Below are 16,273 nucleotides of genomic sequence, written 5' to 3'. Positions count from 1 at the left end.
GTCCGATCGTAGGTAAGGTGCACCGAGGCGTAGTGTTTGCGGTACGAACGTCGAAAGGCAGTGGCTGAGTACTCCGTCAGGCGGTTTCGATCGACGATGCACTACTCCGCGACTCGTTACCCGTCACCGGCGAGGAGGAGAAGTTGACGTGACGGGACTCACTGGTCGGACCGCTCCTATAGCCGCTCGCCCATCTTACGGGCGACGGAGATCACGAACCCGAGACCCCGCCGAACGTCCAGGTCCCGGAGGGCACGTACGAGTCCGCGGATGCCGAGTGGCTCCGTCGGTTCGGCACTCGCTTCGCCGACGGCTTCGAGCAGCGACTCGAGCGTGCGGGCGACGTCGTCGTCGGCTGCCGTGTCGGCCAGTTCGCCGAGACTGGTGCCGGTCGCCGCGAGATCGGTCACCATCCCGTCGTCCATCGCGGCCGAGCCGAGCGCGGCGACGTCCGCGACGGCCACGAGGTCGTCGAGCGTCCCCGATCGCTGCAGGCGGGCGAGCGTCTCGATCGCGTCGGCGAGGTCGTCGGCGTTCTCGCCGGTCGCCTCGCCGAGCGCCGCGGCCTCGGGCGTCGCCAGCCCGTCCGCCGCGGCGCCGAGGTTCGTCGCGGTTCCGGACAGCTCCTGGACCATCCGATCGTCCATCGCGGCCGTCGCGAGGTCCGCCGTATCGAGCAGATCGTTGACGACGTCGATGCGTTCGAGGAACCGAGCGACCTCGTCGGGGTTCTCGGCGACGAGTTCCTCGAGGGTCGGTTCCCCCGCGTCGGCGGCCTCGGTCACGGATTCGGTGTCGGGCTCGGTGTTCGACATCTACAGTAACCCCCGTGCGGTCAGCCAGTAGGACTCGTTGTAGCCGAGTTTCGCCCAGTGGAGCGGTTTCGACGGCTCGCGGACGAACGGCTCCTCGCCGTAGCTGAACTCGATGAACGTGGCCTCGTCCATCCCCGCCTCGAGGAAGCAAACGGTCTTGCCGTCGTAGGTCGCCGTCGGGACCGTCCCGCGGGCGCGACTGGCGATCCGGTCGGCGACGACGCCCGCTTCGTAGTGGGCGACGCTACCGGCCTTGCTCGTCGGGACGTCGGCGGCGTCGCCGATCGCGTAGACGTCCTCGGCGTTCGTCGCCTCGAGCGTGTGCTTGTCGACGTCGACCCAGCCGTCCTCGCCCAGTCCCGCGTCAGTTACGAGGTCGCTGCCCGCGTGGGGCGGGATGGCCACGAGCAGGTCGTATTCCATCTCGCTGCCCTCGACCGTCTCGATGACCTCCGCGTCCGGGTCGATCTCCTCGACGTTGAAGAACGTCTCGAGGTTGACGTCCCGTTCCTCGAACAGGTCGGTCGCCCAGTCGGCGATCGACTCGAGGCCGTGGGCGCGGTTGATCGGGTACGTGTAGGTGATCTCGACGTCCTCGCGCCGGCCCCGCTCGCGGAGCCAGTCGTCGACCATCAGGGTGAACTCGACCGGCGCGGCCGGGCACATGTGCGGCACGCCGACGACGCTCAGCACGAGGTGACCCTCGGTGAAGTCGGCGAGGTCGTCCCGGAGCCGTTCGGCTCCGTCGGGGCCGTAGAAGTGGTGGCCGCCCTCGGCGAGCCCCGGAACGGCCTCGGGTTCGAGGGTCGCGCCGGTCGCCAGCACGAGCTGGTCGTAGGCGAGCACCGAGCTATCGCCGAACGTCAGCTTCTTTCCGTCCGTGTCGACGTCGACCACCTCGCCGATCGTGAGGGTGACGCGGCGGTCGATGAGGTCCTCGATCGGCCGTCTGGCGTCGTCGACCGTCTTCTTCCCGAACGGCACGTACAGGAACGTCGGCTTGTAGACGTGGTCCGGATCCGCCGTGATCAGCCGGACCTCGACCTCGTCAGCCTCGATCTCGGACTGTAATTCGCTCGCGAGCCGATTCGCGAGGACCGTCCCCCCCGTTCCGCCGCCAACGATAGCGATTCGATGCATCTCAGTTGACCTCGATGTAGATGTTCCAGTGGTCGTCGCGCTCCTCGATCTCGACCAGGTCGTGGCCGGCTTCCTCGAGCCACTCCGGGACGTCGGTCGTGGAGTTTCGTTCCGTGGTCTGGAGTTCGACCACGGTCCCCGGGTCGAGCGTTTTCACCTTCCCGATGAGGTCCATCAGCGGGCCGGGACACGTTGCGTCGCGCGAGTCGATCGTCACGTCTGGTTCGGTAGTATCTGTCATGGTAGTCACCCTTGCAACCGCAGGTTCCGTCGTCGTCGCTCGAACTCCTCGTCGGAGAGTTCGCCCCGTGCGTAGCGTTCGCGGAGTTCCGCGAGCGACCGATCGGGGCGGGCAGTGCGAGCCTCCCGTCCTCGACTCCCGGTCCAGAGGGCCAGCAGTGCGAGCACTCCGAACAACAGGACCGGCCAGAGGAACATCCAACCGCCGAACCCTCCCCAGCCGCCCATCGTTCCACCGGTGCCACCGTGGCCCTGCGCGGCACCCGTCGCGGTCGCGGCGACGAGGAGGACGGCACCGGTCACCGCGAATCTCCGGGCGTACCGTCCGATCGTTTCGCGTAGTTGCGTCATGGTCCGATCACAGTAGAATATATAGTCTTGTGTGGATAAACCATTACCGCGAAATCCACCCGGTCAAGAATAGGCGAAGAGTATATAAGTGACGACCCAGGCCCGAACGTTTCCGGGCGCGTCTCGACTGTCCGAGACAGACGCTCGACCGCCCGGTGCCGATTCAGGTCGATCGATTTCGCTCGTCGTTCTGGCGACGCTGTTGGAATCGGTCCTGTGCTCGCTCGTTTCCGCGCCTACCCTCGACCCGTTCGTCACGGACGCCGATCCACTCGCAACCGACGCGATCGTCGCCCTTCGACCCGCTCTTCGTCCCGCCCGCCGTTCGATCCACTCGTCGCGGTCGACACGTGAGTCGATCCACGCTGACGTCGGCCACGAGACCCCTCCCTCTTTCCCGCGCCAATATTGTCCCTTGCACACACAATTGTTATAGTTGCCGAGTCCGTACGATCGCACGATGAGCGACTCCATGGACGACGAACGGCAGCGAATCCGTGAGCAGAAGAAACGAGAGTTGCGCGATCGTCTCGAGAACGGGTCCGTATCGGGGGACTCCAGCGCCGTCGAGCAGGCGGCCAGCCCGGACACCCCGATCAGCATCAGGGGTCGCGACCACCTCGACGAGGTCGTCGGCGAACACGACGTCGTCCTCGTGGATTGCTACGCCGACTGGTGTGGTCCGTGCCAGATGCTCGAACCGACGGTCGAGTCCCTCGCCGCGGAGACCGACGCCGCCGTCGCGAAAGTCGACGTCGACGCCCACCAACGGCTCGCCCAGCAACTGGGCGCTCGCGGGGTCCCGACGCTCGTCCTCTACGCCGACGGCGAACCGGTCGAGCGCATGGTCGGCGTTCAGGATCGGGCGACGCTGGCGGGGCTCATCGAGCAACACAGCTAACGGGTCGACCGCGATCGGCGCGTCGATCGACGGCTCCGCGCCTGGACCGACTCTCGAATCGAGCACCGAATTGACGACGATATCCCACACAGTTCAGCCATGACCGCCGACTGGAAACGAGCGATCGAGGGGCAACGGGAGGAGAAAGACCAGTACTTCGGCGAGAGTCGACACTCGCCGCTGCCGGCGGACGAGCGCGAGACCTTCGACGGTCTCTCGTACTACCCGATCGACGCGGACTACCGGTTCGAACTCCCGCTACACCGGTACGACGATCCCGAACGGGTGGTCGTCGGGACGAGCACGGACGGCGAACGGGAGTACCTGCGCTGGGGCGAGTTCCGGTTCTCCGTCGCCGGCGAGGACGTCACGCTGCAGGCCTACAAGTCGGATCCGGAGGACGATCGACTCTGGGTTCCGTTCCGCGACGCGACGAGCGGCGAGGAGACCTACGGGGCCGGCCGGTACCTCGACCTCGAGCGCGAGGCACACCGGACGGACGAGGGAACCTGGATCCTCGACTTCAACGCGGCGTACAACCCGACGTGTGCGTACTCGGACCGGTACGAGTGTCCGCTCCCGCCGACGGAAAACTGGCTCGAGGGGCCGATCGAGGCCGGCGAGAAGGCGTACCACTGAGCGCGGCCCCGGTCTGCAAGCGGCGTCAACCGGGCAGGAACAGGTTCAGGAACGCGACCACGATTCCCGCGAGCCCCATCCGGATGCCCGCGACGATCCAGTTCTGCTTCGAGATCGAGCCGAGATACGCGCCGAAACAGAAGAGCACGGCCACGCCGATGGCGACGGCGACGAGCGTCGCCTCGAGCAGGGAGAAGAGGACGCCGTGAGCGAGGAAGGGGAGCAGCGGCAGGACGATTCCGATGAGCGGCCCGATGCCGCTCGCGACCGCGTTGATCTTTCTGGCCCCTGCCTGGCGCTGCTGGGGGCTCGTCCCGTCGAGGTCGGTCAGCATGGCTCGCTCGATCCGCAGCAGTTCCGCCTGTTTCTCGGCTCGCTCGATCTCCCAGACGCTCCAGACGCCCGAGGTTCCCAGTCCGACGGCCGCACCCAGCCCGATGGTGACCACGGTGATTCCCTCTGAAACGCCCGAGAGGTACGCGCCGACGACGATCCCGATGCTCGTCAGCGTGCCGTCGAACCCGTTGGAGATGAAGTACCGCCGCGAGATCGACCTGACGTCCTCGTCCGCGAGAAGGGTCCGGAGGTCGGTCACTCGTCTCACCCCTCAGCGGTCCTGCGGCGTGTCGCGCTGTTCGACCACTCGCTCGCCGCAAACGACCTGATCGATCGAGTGGACCGTCCCGCCGAGGTCGGCGATGGCCTCCTCGACGGCCGTCGCGTCGACGTCGGACCCCTCCATCGTGAGTTTGAGGTTCTGGACCTCCCGATCGGTTTCGATCAGGACGACGTTGACGCCGTCGACACCCTCGTGGTCGGCGACCACATCGGCGAATTCGAGGACGTCCGGTTCGTGCGGCTTCATCACGTCGAGAACGAGGCGTCGTATCGCGGGACTCATGATACGACGGTCTTTCCCGACGGACTTAGTGACGAGGGTAGTCCGGGCGGACACGAACCGGTAAGTGAGATGATCCAAAAGGAAATCGCATGGCTGAGGTGCGGATCCGACGAGCGACCAGCGCAGATGCCGCGGAACTCGCGGACGTGTATCGGAGTGCGTATCGGGAAAACCGTCTGCTCGGGTTTCCCATGAAAGCAGAATCCGTAGCAGCGGACACCGTCGAAGAGTGGATTCACGACCATCGGGTCTACGTCGCCGCGGTCGAAGCCGAAATCGTCGGCGGAGTCCGCCTCGAAGAAACGGAGTCGAACCGGGCCAAGTTGAGCCGTCTCGCCGTTCGGGAAGACTGGAAGGGAGAGGGGATCGGCACCGAACTGATCGCTCACGCGGAGGAACGGGTCAGGGAGTGGAACCACGACACCGTGTGGCTGACGACGCCCGAGGAACATCCCTCGCTCCCCGACTTCTATCGCAGCCGCGGGTACGAGAAGACGGGACCGTATCCGCTGGAGTACCGCGACTACGACGAAATCGTCATGGAAAAGCGGATCCGATAAGTGCGTCTTCCCGCCGCCCCTGGAGGTGCGAACTCGCGGTCGATGACAGCCTACGGCGGGGGAGAATGCGCGTCGGGATACACAGCGGAGGAGAATGCGCGTCGAACGCCGACGGCCGCCACCCGCCCGTACATGACCGGCGGACTCACCGATCGATCCGACTGACGAGCACGGCGACCCCGACGTACGCGGGCAGACACACGGCGAGCACGCCGGCGATGATCCCCCAGTCCGTCAGGCCCAGGGGGATCGTCCCGAAGTACCGGTTGAGCGGCGTGTACAGCACCGCAAGCTGGAGACCCATGGACGTCGCGACGGCGGCCGCGAGCCACCGATTCGACAGCGTCGGCGTCTCGCGCAGCCAGCGGATGACGTAGAGTTTTACGAACTCGAGGCAGACGAAGCCCGTAAACACCATCGTCATCGCGTACGGCGTGACCTCGGGCGCGCCTTTCAGCGTGTAGACCATGAACGCGAGCATGACGACCGTCGTCACGGCACCGGTGCCGCCGATTAGCCCGAGCATCTGGTGGCCGATGATTCCCCGATCGGGATCGCGCGGCGGTCGCCCCATCACGTCGCCGCTCTTGGGGTCCGCGCCGAGAGCCAGCGCGGGCAAGCCGTCGGTCAGCAGGTTGATCCACAGCAACTGGACGGCCGGCAGGATGAGGTAGCCGTACAGCGAGGCGAGGAAGACGAGCGCCACCTCCGCGACGTTCGCACTGAGGAGGTAGGCGACGAACTTCCAGATGTTGTCGAAGATTCCCCGGCCCCGTTCGATCGCTCGTTCGATCGTCGCGTAGTCGTCGTCCAGCAGGACGATGTCCGAGGCCTGCCTGGCGACGTCGGTACCGCGAATCCCCATCGCGACGCCGACGTCGGCGTTTTTCAGCGCGGGCGCGTCGTTGACCCCGTCGCCCGTCATCGCGACGTCGTGATTCCGGGCCTGGAGCGCACGGAGGATGCGAACCTTGTGCTCCGGCGACGTCCGCGCGAAGACGTCGACCGACTCGACCCGATCGCGCAGTGTCTCGTCGTCCATCGCCTCGATCTCCCGGCCCTCGACCACCGCGGTGCCGAGGCCGAGCGAGTCGGCGATCGCCCGGGCCGTCCGGACGTTGTCGCCGGTCACCATCTTCACGGCGATGCCGGCACGCGTCGTCACCGCGATCGCGTCGGCGACCTCCTCCCGCGGCGGATCGATCATCCCGGAAAGACCCACGAACGTCAGCCCGTCCGCGAGGTCGTCGGCGTCGTCCGGGTCCTCGCGGTAGGCCATCGCCAGCACGCGCAGCGCGTCGTCGCCGAACTCCCGAACGATCGCCTCGATCCGATCGCGCCGGTCGTCCGTCAGAGGTTTCGGCCCGTCGTCGGTCAGGATCCGATCCGAGTTCTCGACGACGACCTCGGGTGCGCCCTTGACGTAGCCGACGTCGTCGTGGACGGTGCCCATCCACTTCCGTTCGGATGAAAAGGGGACCTCGCCGGTGCGCGGATTCTCGGCCCGGAGGGCGTCGATATCGAAACCGCGCCGATCGGCGGCCTCGAGCAGCGCCTGCTCGGTCGGATTCCCGTCCTCGAGGGTCGAGTCGTTACAGAGCGTGCCGATCCGCAAGAGCAGTTCCTCGCGATCGGAGACCTGCTCCGCGTCGCCGGTCCCGTCCCCGTCGGGGCCGGCGTCGACGCCGACGACGGCGTCGTTCGTCCAGATCTTGCTCACGGTCATCTGGCCTCTCGTGAGGGTTCCCGTCTTGTCCGTACAGACGACGTCGACGGCCCCGAGGGCCTCCACTGCCGGGAGCCGACGGACGAGCGCGTTCTCCGCAGACATCTCGCGAACGCCGAGCGCGAGCGTGAGCGTGACCACCGCCGGCAACCCCTCGGGGATCGCGGCGACGGCCAGCGACACCGCAGTGAGCGCGGCCTGGACCGGGTCGATCCCCCGGACGAGCAACAGCGGCGCGATCAGCGCCGAGAGGGCGAGGACGCCGAGTCCGAGGGTCCGACCCAGCCGATCGAGTTCGTCCTGGAGCGGCGTCCGCGTCTCTTCGGTCGCGGCGAGTTCCCGGGCGATGTCGCCGACTTCCGTCTCCATGCCCGTTCCGGTGACGACGGCGACCCCCTTGCCGCGGGTGACGTTCGTCCCCTTGTAGACCATGCTCGTCCGATCGGCGAGGGGCGTCCCCGACTCGACCGGCGCCGCCGACTTCGAGACCGGGACGCTCTCGCCGGTCAGCGCCGCCTCGTCGACGTTCAGGTCGGTCGCCTCGAGCAACCGGCCGTCGGCGGGGACGACGTCGCCGCCGCGCAGGACGACCACGTCGCCGGGGACGAGCGCCGTCGCGTCGACGTCGATCGCTTCCCCGTCCCGGCGGACCGTGGCCGTCGGCGCGGCCAGTTCGCGAAGCGACTCGAGGCTCCGTTCGGCCCGGTAGTCCTGGACGAACCCGAATATCCCGTTGGCCACGACGATGATCGCGATCAGGACCGCGTCGACCTCGTGACCCGCCCAGATCGAGAGGCCGGCGGCGGCGAGCAGGACCCAGATCAGGACGCTGTCGAACTGTGCGACGAAGATCGTAAGCGGCGATCGACCGCCGCCCCGGACGATGTCGTTCTCCCCGTACTCCTCGCGTCGTCGACGCGCCTCGTCGCTCGACAGACCGGCGGGTCCCGACTCGAGGGTCTCGAGGACCCGCTCGGACGGCACCGCGTGTGGCGGATCGGGCATCGACATGATCTTGCAGTCGAATCCCTATAGACTCCCCAGATACGTCGTCCGATAGACTCCCCAGACACGTCGCACCGTGGCGACCCCCGTCCCGGATCGCGGCTCTCGAGCCGGACGATCGGAGCGGGCGGGCGACGATCGCGGATCGCGGCCAGGGTCGGGAACCGACGGCTGGTGCGACACTCGTCGTGGAACCGACAACAAGTTACTCCTCCCGGCGGAACATCACGCCAGTGAACGGCTTCGAAATCTCACTCCGCCTCCTCGCCGGGGTCGCGCTCATCCTGGCGAACGGGTTCTTCGTCGCGATCGAGTTCGCGCTCACTCGCGTCAGGCAGTACCCGGAGTCGGAGTTCGACGACCCCGGTCTCCGCCGGGCGTGGGAGATGACGAACGACCTCGAGATCTACCTCACCAGCTGTCAGGTCGGGATCAGCGCGACGAGCATCGCCGTCGGCATCGTCGCCGAACCAGCGCTCGCGACGATCATCGAACCCGTCTTCCAGAACACGGCGCTCGCGTCCGCGGGTGCGGGGGCCGTCTTCGCCTTCGTCGTCATCAACCTCCTGCACCTCACTCACGGCGAACAGACGCCCACCTACCTCGGCGTCGAGCGGACGAAGTTCGTCGCCCGGTACGGGGCGACCCCGCTGTACTGGTTCGCGGTACTCCTCAGACCCGTGATCTGGTTCGGCGACGCCGTCGCGAAGTGGACGCTCCGACGATTCGGCGTCGAGATGACCGGGGCGTGGCTCGAGACCGAGACGGAGATCATCGAGACGCGGGCCGACCTCCGGAAGAAACTCGGCTCGGTCCTCGAACAGGGCGATCTCCCCGAGGAACGCCGGGAGGAGATCCTCAACGCGTTCGTCGTCGGTGAGGAACCGGTCACGGACGCCATGACCGACGTCGAGGACGTTCGGTTCCTCTCGACGCGGACGTCCGTCGAGGAGAACCTCGATCGGATCGGCTCGAGTCCGCACACGCGATTTCCGCTGATCGACGACGTGCCCGAGGAGTTCGTCGGCATCGTCTACGTCCCGACGGTCGTCGACCGGATCGACGACCTGCGAAGCGGCGCGGTGACGTTCGAGGACCTCGCGAAGCCGCCGGTGACGATGGCCGCCGAGACGACGATCAGCGACGCGATCGACGAACTCCAGTCCGAACACCAGGAACTCGCGCTCGTCGACGACGACGGCGAAATCGTCGGGTTGCTGACGGCCACCGACGCCCTCGAAGCGCTCGTCGGCGAGTTCGAGGACCCGCTCGACGGGGACGAACTCCTGCGGGCGGGCCGCCGGTGATCGCCGTCCGCGGACGAGACCGAGATGGCGTCGTCTAACGGACGGATAAACGTATGCCGCTTCCGGACGAACGGGCGGACATGTACGATTTCCTCCTCGTCCCCGTCGACGGCAGCGACTCTTCGATCGCCGCGCTCGATCACGCGCTCGATATCGCGGCCGATCACGGGGCGACCGTCCAGTTGCTCTACGTCGCCGACACGAACAAGCCCAGTCTCGTTCGTTACGAGGGGACCGTCGTCGACGTGCTCGAAGAGGAAGGCGAAGAGATTCTCTCGGACGCCCGCGAGCGGGCAGAGGAGCGGGGGGTCCCCATCGTCGACGACGTCGTCCAGGGCAATCCAGGGACGGCGATCGTCGACGCCGCCGCCGAGGGGCCCGTCGACCTCGTGGTGATGGGAACCCACGGACACCGGGGCCTCGAGGAGTACGTCCTCGGGAGCGTCGCGGAGGGCGTCGTCAACGAAAGCGAGCCGCCGGTCCTGACCGTCCGCGCCGAGGACGCGACGCGATCGTATCCCTACGAGGACGTGCTCGTACCCACCGACGGGAGCGACCACGCGCGGAGGGCACTGCGACTCGGCTCTGCGATCGCGTCCCGCCACGGCGCGACGATGCACCTGCTGTCCGTCGTCGACGAACCGACGCTCGGCCTCGCCGTCGGTTCGTCGCCGGCGGCCGATCGACTCGAGGAACACGCACGCGACGTGCTCGAGGAGGCGTCGACGATCGCGACGAACGCGGGGGTCGACGACGTCGTCACGGCGATCGAGTTCGGGTCGGTCACGCAGGAGATCCAGTCGTTCGCGGACGAGGCGGACGTCGACCTCGTCGTCATGGGCACCCACGGGCGCACCGGACTCGACCAGCACCTGCTCGGGTCCATCACTGAGCGGGTCCTCCGGACGGCCCCGGCTCCCGTCCTGACGACGAACTCGGCGGACGCCGCCGACGACTGATCGCGGGGCTCGAAACGACAGGGGTGCCGCTTTCGCTGGCGGTTTATACGGGCGGTTCGATACGTGACACACGGATGGCTCTTCTCGAGAATCTCGCGATCGTGTTCGTCGCGGGATTCGTCACGGCGCTGGCGACCGGGATCGGCGCGCTGCCGTTTTTCTTCTTCGACGAGATCAGCGATCGAGGCAACGTCGTACTCTGGGGGCTCGCGTCGGGGATCATGGTCTCGGCGTCGGTGTTCGGACTCATCGACGAGGGATTGGCCGAAGGGACGCCAATGGAGATCGCCGTCGGGATGGCCGTCGGCGTCGTCCTCGTCGTCGTCGCCCACGACGTCCTGATGGACGCCGACATCGATCCGCAGGAGTACGAGGAGGCGGACTTCAAGAAACTCGTGCTCATCCTCGGGATCCTGACCGTCCACAGCTTTCCCGAGGGAATCGCCGTCGGCGTCTCGTTCGCCGACCTCGGCCTCAAGGGCGAGGGCGGCGTGGCGATTCTGGGCGTCACCGTCCCGGTGCTGGCGATCTTCATGACAGTCGCGATCTCGATCCACAACGTTCCGGAGGGGACCGCGATCTCGATCCCCCTCAAGGCGATGGGCGTCGCCAGGTGGAAGATGGTCTGGTGGGCGGTGTTCTCGAGTCTGCCACAGCCGATCGGGGCCGTCATCGCGTTCGCGTTCGTCCGGATCGCCGAGGAGTTGCTCCCCTACGGGTTCGGCTTCGCCGCCGGGGCGATGATCTACCTCGTGCTCACCGAGTTCATTCCCGAGGCGCTGGACATCGGCGATCAGTTACCGAGCGGCGGGAAGCCGGAACTCGCGGGCGGGATCGTCCTCGGAATTTTGGTAATGGTGCCGCTCACGTTCGTGTGAGGGCGCGGTGCTACGCGGGGCGGCATCGAAGGTGTGCAGCGTCAGGACCCGGCGACGACCAGCATCGACCCGTAGCCGAGGACGAACGCGAGGGCGAACGACGCGATCCAGGCGACGACGGTGATCCCCAGTTTTCGGGGGCTGACGCCAGCGCCGCCGCCCACCGCGAGGCCGCTGCCGATGATCGCGCTGACGATGATCTCGTTGAACGAGACCGGAACCCCGAGCAGGACCGCCGTCTGGGCGATGAGAAACGAGGGGACGAGGGTCGCGATCGACCGGCGCGGGCCGAGCGAGGCGTACTCCTGGGAGATCGACTTGATCATCCGCGGCGCGCCGGTCCAGGAGCCGACGAGCATCCCGAGGCCGCCGCCGAGCAGGACCGCGATCGGCGAGATCATCGTCAGGTCGTCCAGCAGCGGGAGCAGGGGGCCGACGGCGAGTCCGACCTGACTCGCGCCCGCGGAGAACGCGACGAGTCCCCCGAGTACGAGCAGGAATCGTCGCAGTCCGCCGATCTCGTCGCGGTCGACGTCCCAGCGGACGACGAGCGCGACGAGCACCCCCGCGCCGAGCGAGATTGCGGCCACACTGAGGGGGCCATCGATCGGCATCGCGGCGCTCCCGGCGGTCGCGAGGGTCCCGCCGACCGACGAGAGAAACGCGAACTCGAGGTTCGCGACGACGGCGCCGACGAGTCCCGCGAGCAACGGGACGCTGACGCGCTCCGGAACGTCCGGACGCGGAAGCACGCTCGCGATCGCGTACGCGATCGAGCCGCCGACGAACGGGGTCAGGACCCACAGGACGCCGATTTCGGTGTACTTCGTCCAGGCCGGCTCACCGCCGATAGCGAACCCGACGCCGATCACCGCACCGGTCACGGTGAACGCGGTCGCGATCGGGTAGCCGGTGTAGATCCCGATCGCCATCAGTCCCGCACCGATCAGGAGGACGACGATGACCGCGCTGGGAGGGAGGCTGACGCCGGTGACCAGATCGCGGCCGACGGCTTCGGAGACGCTCCCTCCCTGGGTTACCGCGCCGACAAAACCGAGAATCCCGACGATAAACGCCGCGCGCATCGTCGAGATGGCGTTCGCGCCGACGGCCGGGGCGAACGGCGTCGCACCGCTCGAGCCGGCACCGATCACCCAGGCCATGAAGAGGCTCGCGAGGGCAGCGAGGCCGAACAGGAGTATCGTCGATGGGTCCATCAGTAGTGTACGAAAAGACGGTCTGTCAGCGGTTCGTGGTCCACGATACGTGGGAAAGGGGGTTAGTCGGCACCCGTCGCGGCGGCTTTGGACGCGGAACGGTGGCTCCGCCAGCGGCCCTGGACGTAGGCACCGGCGAACATGCCGGCGAGCGCCCACAGGATGGTGATGTTACCGATCCCGAGGCTAGCGTAGGCCGCGCCGGGACAGATCCCCGAGAGGCCCCAGCCGACGCCGAAGATCGCGCCGCCGATCAGGACGTTCCGATCGAACGACTTCAGTCGCCGACCGTACGGCCTGCCGGTCAGCGGCGCGCGATCGCGGAGTCGGGGCATGGTCGCGAACGCGATGCCCGAGACGATCGCGGCGCCGAACATGACGAACAGCAGCCCGAAGTCGGTAAACTGGAGGAAGTCCAGCACCACTTCGGGGCGGGCCATGTGGCTGAAGGCGAGTCCGAAGCCGAAGATCAGGCCGCCGACGAAGATCAGCGGCATGAACAGGGGATGGCGGTCGGCCATGTTACGGACTCACCCCCATCGCCTGAACCAGTTGCGCTGTCACGATCGCGACCGTCAGGAACGTAATGACCCCGACGATCGACGTCTTCGAGGCCGATCCGACGCCACAGACGCCGTGACCCGACGTACAGCCCTTGCCGATGCGGGTGCCGATCCCGACGAAGACGCCGCCGATCAGCAGCCGCCAGGGCTGGACGTCCGTCGTCCACGCGCCGCGCTGCCAGAAGACGGCGTAGACCGCCGCCCCCAGGATGATTCCTAGCGTGAAGACGACGCGCCAGTCCCGCGACCCGAGATACTGCTGGAACCGCGACTGGTCCGAGACGTACGACAGCGTCGACTCGAGGAACGTACTCGCGCCGGCCGGGATGCCGGTTCCGAGGTAGATCACGACGGCCCCCAGTCCGACGAGCAGCCCCCCGACGGCGTATCGATAGACGCCGTTGGGGAACGGGTCTGCGACCACGGACTGGGCGACGAGTTCAGCGGGCATTCCGATCTCGATCACTTCGATCAGTCACCTGCCAGCGATTCCTGACTGGCGGCGCAGTTGTTCGGGCCGAGTTCGAGTTCGAACGCTTCCTCGTCGTCGGCCTCCTGCTGTCCGAGGTTCGTCGGGATGATGTCCTCGTAGTTGGCCGGCCGCGGCGGCATGTCCGAGAGGATCAGCTCGACGAACTCGTCTTCGTCCATCGTCAGCGCGTCCATCTCCTCGACGAGCTGGCCGATCGGCGCCGTGTAGGTACCGTCGTCGGCGGGCTCGGCCGCGTCGCTGAAGTGGGCACCGCCGATGAGCGTCTCGTCGGGTAGCGTGAGCACGCGCTCTTGCAGCGACTCGTAGAGCAGGCTAGCGGCCTCGGGCGCGCCGTCGTCGCCTTCCTCGAGGTCGGGACGGGCGACGCTCTCGACGAACAGCCCGTCGCCGGTCGCGAGCAGCGAGTCGTCGATCAGGTACGAGGTCATCCCGGAGGTGTGCCCGGGCGTGTACACCGTCTCGATGGTGGCGTCGCCGACCTGGAACTCGTCGCCGTCCTCGGCCAGCGTCAGCTCGTCGGCGTAGGTGACCCCGCGATCGACCGACGCCTCGGGAATGACGCCCTCGACGCCGACGGCGTCGAGCGCGCGGACGCCCGAGATGTGGTCGGCGTGAATGTGCGTGTCGATCGCGTATTCGAGGTCGACGCCCAGTTCCTTGGCGTCCTCGAGGTAACGGTCAGTGAACGCCCGCAGCGGGTCGATCACGGCGGCCTCGCCGTCGTCGTAGACGAGGTAGCCGAGACAGCCGCTGGAGGGGCGCTGGTACTGGAGCAGCGTGCCGGCGCCGTCGTAGCGCTCGACTTCGACGGCCTCGTAGATGCGCGCCCAGCCGTTCATCCCGTCTTCGAGGTGGTGAACGTCGTAGTCGCGCTCGGCGAGGGTTCCAGCGACGTACTCGCTCGCACCGCCTTTCGCACAGAGGACGGTGATCTCGCGGTCGTCGGGGATCTTCTGGAGGACGTGGGCGTCGATCTCGTCCTCGAGGAACTCGAAGTAGGGAACGTTGATCGACTCGACGTTCTCCCCGTCGATGCGCCACTCCTCGTAGTCCGATTCCATTCGCGTGTCGAGGATCGTAACCTCCTCGCCCGCGTCGATACGTGCTTTCAGTTCGTCCGGCGTCACCGATTCGATTTCGACGTCCGGCGTTGGAAAGTCCATGTCGTCCATGTTGTACACTGCCCAGTACCGGCTGCTCGCACTTAAGGGTTTGCATAGTTATTCACTTACCGCACAATACAGCTGGATCGCCATCAACGTATTTAGATCCAATGTGCGCGTGTATTATGGATCATCACCGCAATATGTCCGATCCCGACGAACGACGGCTATTCACATCGGGCACAATAATCGATATCCTTTTATGGTCGTAGCCAATATTGTACGATAGCTCCAATACAGAGCACAGAGAAAACATGAGTTCGAAATACGACACCACGGAGACGCTCGACGTGAAAGGACAGTCGTGCCCGATGCCTATCGTGAAGACCAAGCAGGCCATCGACGACCTCGGAGACGGCGACGTCCTCGAAGTTATCGCGACCGACTCGGGCAGCATGAGCGACATTCAGGGCTGGGCCGAGGGCACCGACGGGGTCGAGCTCCTCGATCAGGTCGAGGACGGCGACCTCTACACCCACTACGTGAAGAAAACGGCATAAGATGAGTACGGACAACCCCACGACACCGATCGACGCTGACGGCGAGATCGACCACGACGAGCTGCAGGCGCTGTACGAGCGCGTCGACGAGCTCGAGGAGTCGATCGCCGACCTGGACGAGGGCGACGACCAGAAGAAGATGACGATCGTCGCGACCCAGGGCAGTTTCGACATGGCCTACCCGCCGCTGATCCTGGCGAGCACGGCGGCCGCCTTCGGCTGGGACGTCGTCGTCTTCCACACCTTCTGGGGTCTCGACATCCTCCACGAGGAGAAATCCCAGAACCTCAAGCTGAGCGCCGTCGGGAACCCGAACATGCCGATGCCGAACGCGCTCGCCGCGCTCCCCGGCATGGACTCGATGGCCACGAAGATGATGCAGAAGAAGATCGACGAGAACGGCACCGCCACCATCGAGGAGCTGATCGACCTCTCGCTCGACAGCGGCGTCGATCTGCAGGCCTGCCAGATGACGATCGAGCTGATGGACTACGACGAAGACGACTTCTACGACGGCGTGACGACGGGCGTCGGCGCGGCCACCGCGCTGCAACACATGGCCGAGTCCGACATCCAGCTGCTGGTGTAATCCATGCCCAGGACCGACACAGTCGGAGAGGACGAGCACGCGTTCACGAAGCCGAGTATGCGCGCCCTCGAGGTGATCGCCGACGCGGAGGGCGTCGCTCCGGCCGACCTCGAGCCACCGCTCAACGAAGTCGTCGACGCGGCCGCGCTGGACCGGTTGTTCGAGCCGGTCGCCGCCGACGACTCGGCCCGACGCGGACGTCTGACGTTCAGGTACCGAGGATACGACGTGACGGTTCACTCGAACGGCCGCGTCGAACTGGAATAACGAGACCATTTTCCGTCGGTCACCCGCGACCCTGCATCACCTGACCACTCGTCGGTTCT

At 66.6% G+C, this 16,273-nt stretch carries 20 protein-coding genes; 9 read left to right on the top strand and 11 right to left on the bottom strand.

Annotation, left to right across the window (positions count from 1 at the left end):
* Positions 1–176 precede the first annotated feature (176 nt).
* Genes MUG98_RS23750 through MUG98_RS23735 form a run of 4 tightly spaced genes read right to left on the bottom strand, consistent with a single transcriptional unit; the run spans position 177 to position 2,546 of the window.
* Positions 177–815 (bottom strand): DUF1641 domain-containing protein, encoded by a 639-nt coding sequence (locus MUG98_RS23750; protein ID WP_265109871.1) that lies wholly within the window; start codon positions 813–815, stop codon positions 177–179.
* Positions 816–1,955, bottom strand: a complete 1,140-nt coding sequence (locus MUG98_RS23745) for an NAD(P)/FAD-dependent oxidoreductase (RefSeq protein WP_265109870.1) — start codon at positions 1,953–1,955, stop codon at positions 816–818. It lies immediately after the preceding gene.
* A 1-nt stretch (position 1,956) separates the two neighbouring features.
* Positions 1,957–2,196, bottom strand: coding sequence for a sulfurtransferase TusA family protein (locus tag MUG98_RS23740; protein ID WP_265109869.1), 240 nt, complete (start codon positions 2,194–2,196; stop codon positions 1,957–1,959).
* Positions 2,197–2,201: 5 nt separating this feature from the next.
* A complete protein-coding gene (locus tag MUG98_RS23735; RefSeq protein ID WP_265109868.1) occupies positions 2,202–2,546 on the bottom strand; it encodes an SHOCT domain-containing protein in 345 nt (114 codons plus the stop codon).
* Positions 2,547–3,006: 460 nt separating this feature from the next.
* On the opposite strand from MUG98_RS23735, the gene MUG98_RS23730 reads away from it, so the two are divergent.
* Both MUG98_RS23730 and MUG98_RS23725 read left to right on the top strand, forming a co-directional pair.
* A complete protein-coding gene (locus MUG98_RS23730; protein WP_265109867.1) occupies positions 3,007–3,447 on the top strand; it encodes a thioredoxin family protein in 441 nt (146 codons plus the stop codon).
* Positions 3,448–3,546: 99 nt separating this feature from the next.
* Positions 3,547–4,086: a DUF1684 domain-containing protein gene (locus tag MUG98_RS23725; RefSeq protein ID WP_265109866.1), complete on the top strand. Its 540-nt coding sequence runs from the start codon at positions 3,547–3,549 to the stop codon at positions 4,084–4,086.
* A gap of 25 nt (positions 4,087–4,111) precedes the next feature.
* On the opposite strand, the gene MUG98_RS23720 is transcribed toward MUG98_RS23725, so the two are convergent.
* Both MUG98_RS23720 and MUG98_RS23715 read right to left on the bottom strand, forming a co-directional pair.
* Positions 4,112–4,681, bottom strand: a complete 570-nt coding sequence (locus MUG98_RS23720; protein ID WP_265109865.1) for a VIT1/CCC1 transporter family protein — start codon at positions 4,679–4,681, stop codon at positions 4,112–4,114.
* 12 nt (positions 4,682–4,693) lie between these two features.
* Positions 4,694–4,987 (bottom strand): DUF211 domain-containing protein, encoded by a 294-nt coding sequence (locus tag MUG98_RS23715; RefSeq protein ID WP_265109864.1) that lies wholly within the window; start codon positions 4,985–4,987, stop codon positions 4,694–4,696.
* An 89-nt stretch (positions 4,988–5,076) separates the two neighbouring features.
* Between MUG98_RS23715 and MUG98_RS23710 the strand changes: the two genes are divergently transcribed.
* Complete coding sequence (locus tag MUG98_RS23710; protein WP_265109863.1) at positions 5,077–5,547, top strand: GNAT family N-acetyltransferase; 471 nt, start codon at positions 5,077–5,079, stop codon at positions 5,545–5,547.
* Between the two features lie 145 nt (positions 5,548–5,692).
* Here MUG98_RS23710 and MUG98_RS23705 read toward each other — a convergent pair whose 3' ends face one another.
* Positions 5,693–8,278, bottom strand: coding sequence for a cation-translocating P-type ATPase (locus MUG98_RS23705; RefSeq protein WP_265109862.1), 2,586 nt, complete (start codon positions 8,276–8,278; stop codon positions 5,693–5,695).
* A gap of 233 nt (positions 8,279–8,511) precedes the next feature.
* Here MUG98_RS23705 and MUG98_RS23700 point away from each other — a divergent pair, with 233 nt between their 5' ends.
* The 3 genes from MUG98_RS23700 (at position 8,512) to MUG98_RS23690 (ending at position 11,422) form a co-directional block, all read left to right on the top strand.
* Positions 8,512–9,585 (top strand): CNNM domain-containing protein, encoded by a 1,074-nt coding sequence (locus MUG98_RS23700; RefSeq protein ID WP_265109861.1) that lies wholly within the window; start codon positions 8,512–8,514, stop codon positions 9,583–9,585.
* An 80-nt stretch (positions 9,586–9,665) separates the two neighbouring features.
* On the top strand, positions 9,666–10,544 hold the full coding sequence (locus MUG98_RS23695; protein WP_265112515.1) for a universal stress protein: 879 nt from the start codon (positions 9,666–9,668) through the stop codon (positions 10,542–10,544).
* A 74-nt stretch (positions 10,545–10,618) separates the two neighbouring features.
* A complete protein-coding gene (locus MUG98_RS23690) occupies positions 10,619–11,422 on the top strand; it encodes a ZIP family metal transporter (RefSeq protein ID WP_265109860.1) in 804 nt (267 codons plus the stop codon).
* Positions 11,423–11,463: 41 nt separating this feature from the next.
* Here MUG98_RS23690 and MUG98_RS23685 read toward each other — a convergent pair whose 3' ends face one another.
* The 4 genes from MUG98_RS23685 to MUG98_RS23670 form a co-directional block, all read right to left on the bottom strand.
* Complete coding sequence (locus MUG98_RS23685; protein ID WP_265109859.1) at positions 11,464–12,639, bottom strand: inorganic phosphate transporter; 1,176 nt, start codon at positions 12,637–12,639, stop codon at positions 11,464–11,466.
* A 62-nt stretch (positions 12,640–12,701) separates the two neighbouring features.
* Complete coding sequence (locus MUG98_RS23680; protein ID WP_345779783.1) at positions 12,702–13,160, bottom strand: DUF6691 family protein; 459 nt, start codon at positions 13,158–13,160, stop codon at positions 12,702–12,704.
* 1 nt (position 13,161) lies between these two features.
* The gene (locus MUG98_RS23675) at positions 13,162–13,653 is read right to left on the bottom strand and encodes a YeeE/YedE family protein (protein WP_265109858.1); all 492 of its coding nucleotides are present in this window, start codon (positions 13,651–13,653) and stop codon (positions 13,162–13,164) included.
* A gap of 20 nt (positions 13,654–13,673) precedes the next feature.
* A complete protein-coding gene (locus MUG98_RS23670; RefSeq protein WP_265109857.1) occupies positions 13,674–14,867 on the bottom strand; it encodes an MBL fold metallo-hydrolase in 1,194 nt (397 codons plus the stop codon).
* 245 nt (positions 14,868–15,112) lie between these two features.
* On the opposite strand from MUG98_RS23670, the gene MUG98_RS23665 reads away from it, so the two are divergent.
* Genes MUG98_RS23665 through MUG98_RS23655 form a run of 3 tightly spaced genes read left to right on the top strand, consistent with a single transcriptional unit; the run spans position 15,113 to position 16,214 of the window.
* On the top strand, positions 15,113–15,358 hold the full coding sequence (locus MUG98_RS23665) for a sulfurtransferase TusA family protein (RefSeq protein WP_265109856.1): 246 nt from the start codon (positions 15,113–15,115) through the stop codon (positions 15,356–15,358).
* A gap of 1 nt (position 15,359) precedes the next feature.
* Positions 15,360–15,947, top strand: a complete 588-nt coding sequence (locus MUG98_RS23660; RefSeq protein WP_265109855.1) for a DsrE/DsrF/DrsH-like family protein — start codon at positions 15,360–15,362, stop codon at positions 15,945–15,947.
* Between the two features lie 3 nt (positions 15,948–15,950).
* Positions 15,951–16,214: a HalOD1 output domain-containing protein gene (locus MUG98_RS23655; protein WP_265109854.1), complete on the top strand. Its 264-nt coding sequence runs from the start codon at positions 15,951–15,953 to the stop codon at positions 16,212–16,214.
* The last annotated feature ends 59 nt before the right edge of the window (positions 16,215–16,273 follow it).

Origin of the sequence: Halosolutus halophilus, from assembly GCF_022869805.1 — an archaeon.
GTDB classification, from domain to species: domain Archaea; phylum Halobacteriota; class Halobacteria; order Halobacteriales; family Natrialbaceae; genus Halosolutus; species Halosolutus halophilus.
Note: the sequence above shows the minus strand (reverse complement) of the source record. Positions and strands in the feature narration are given on the sequence as shown.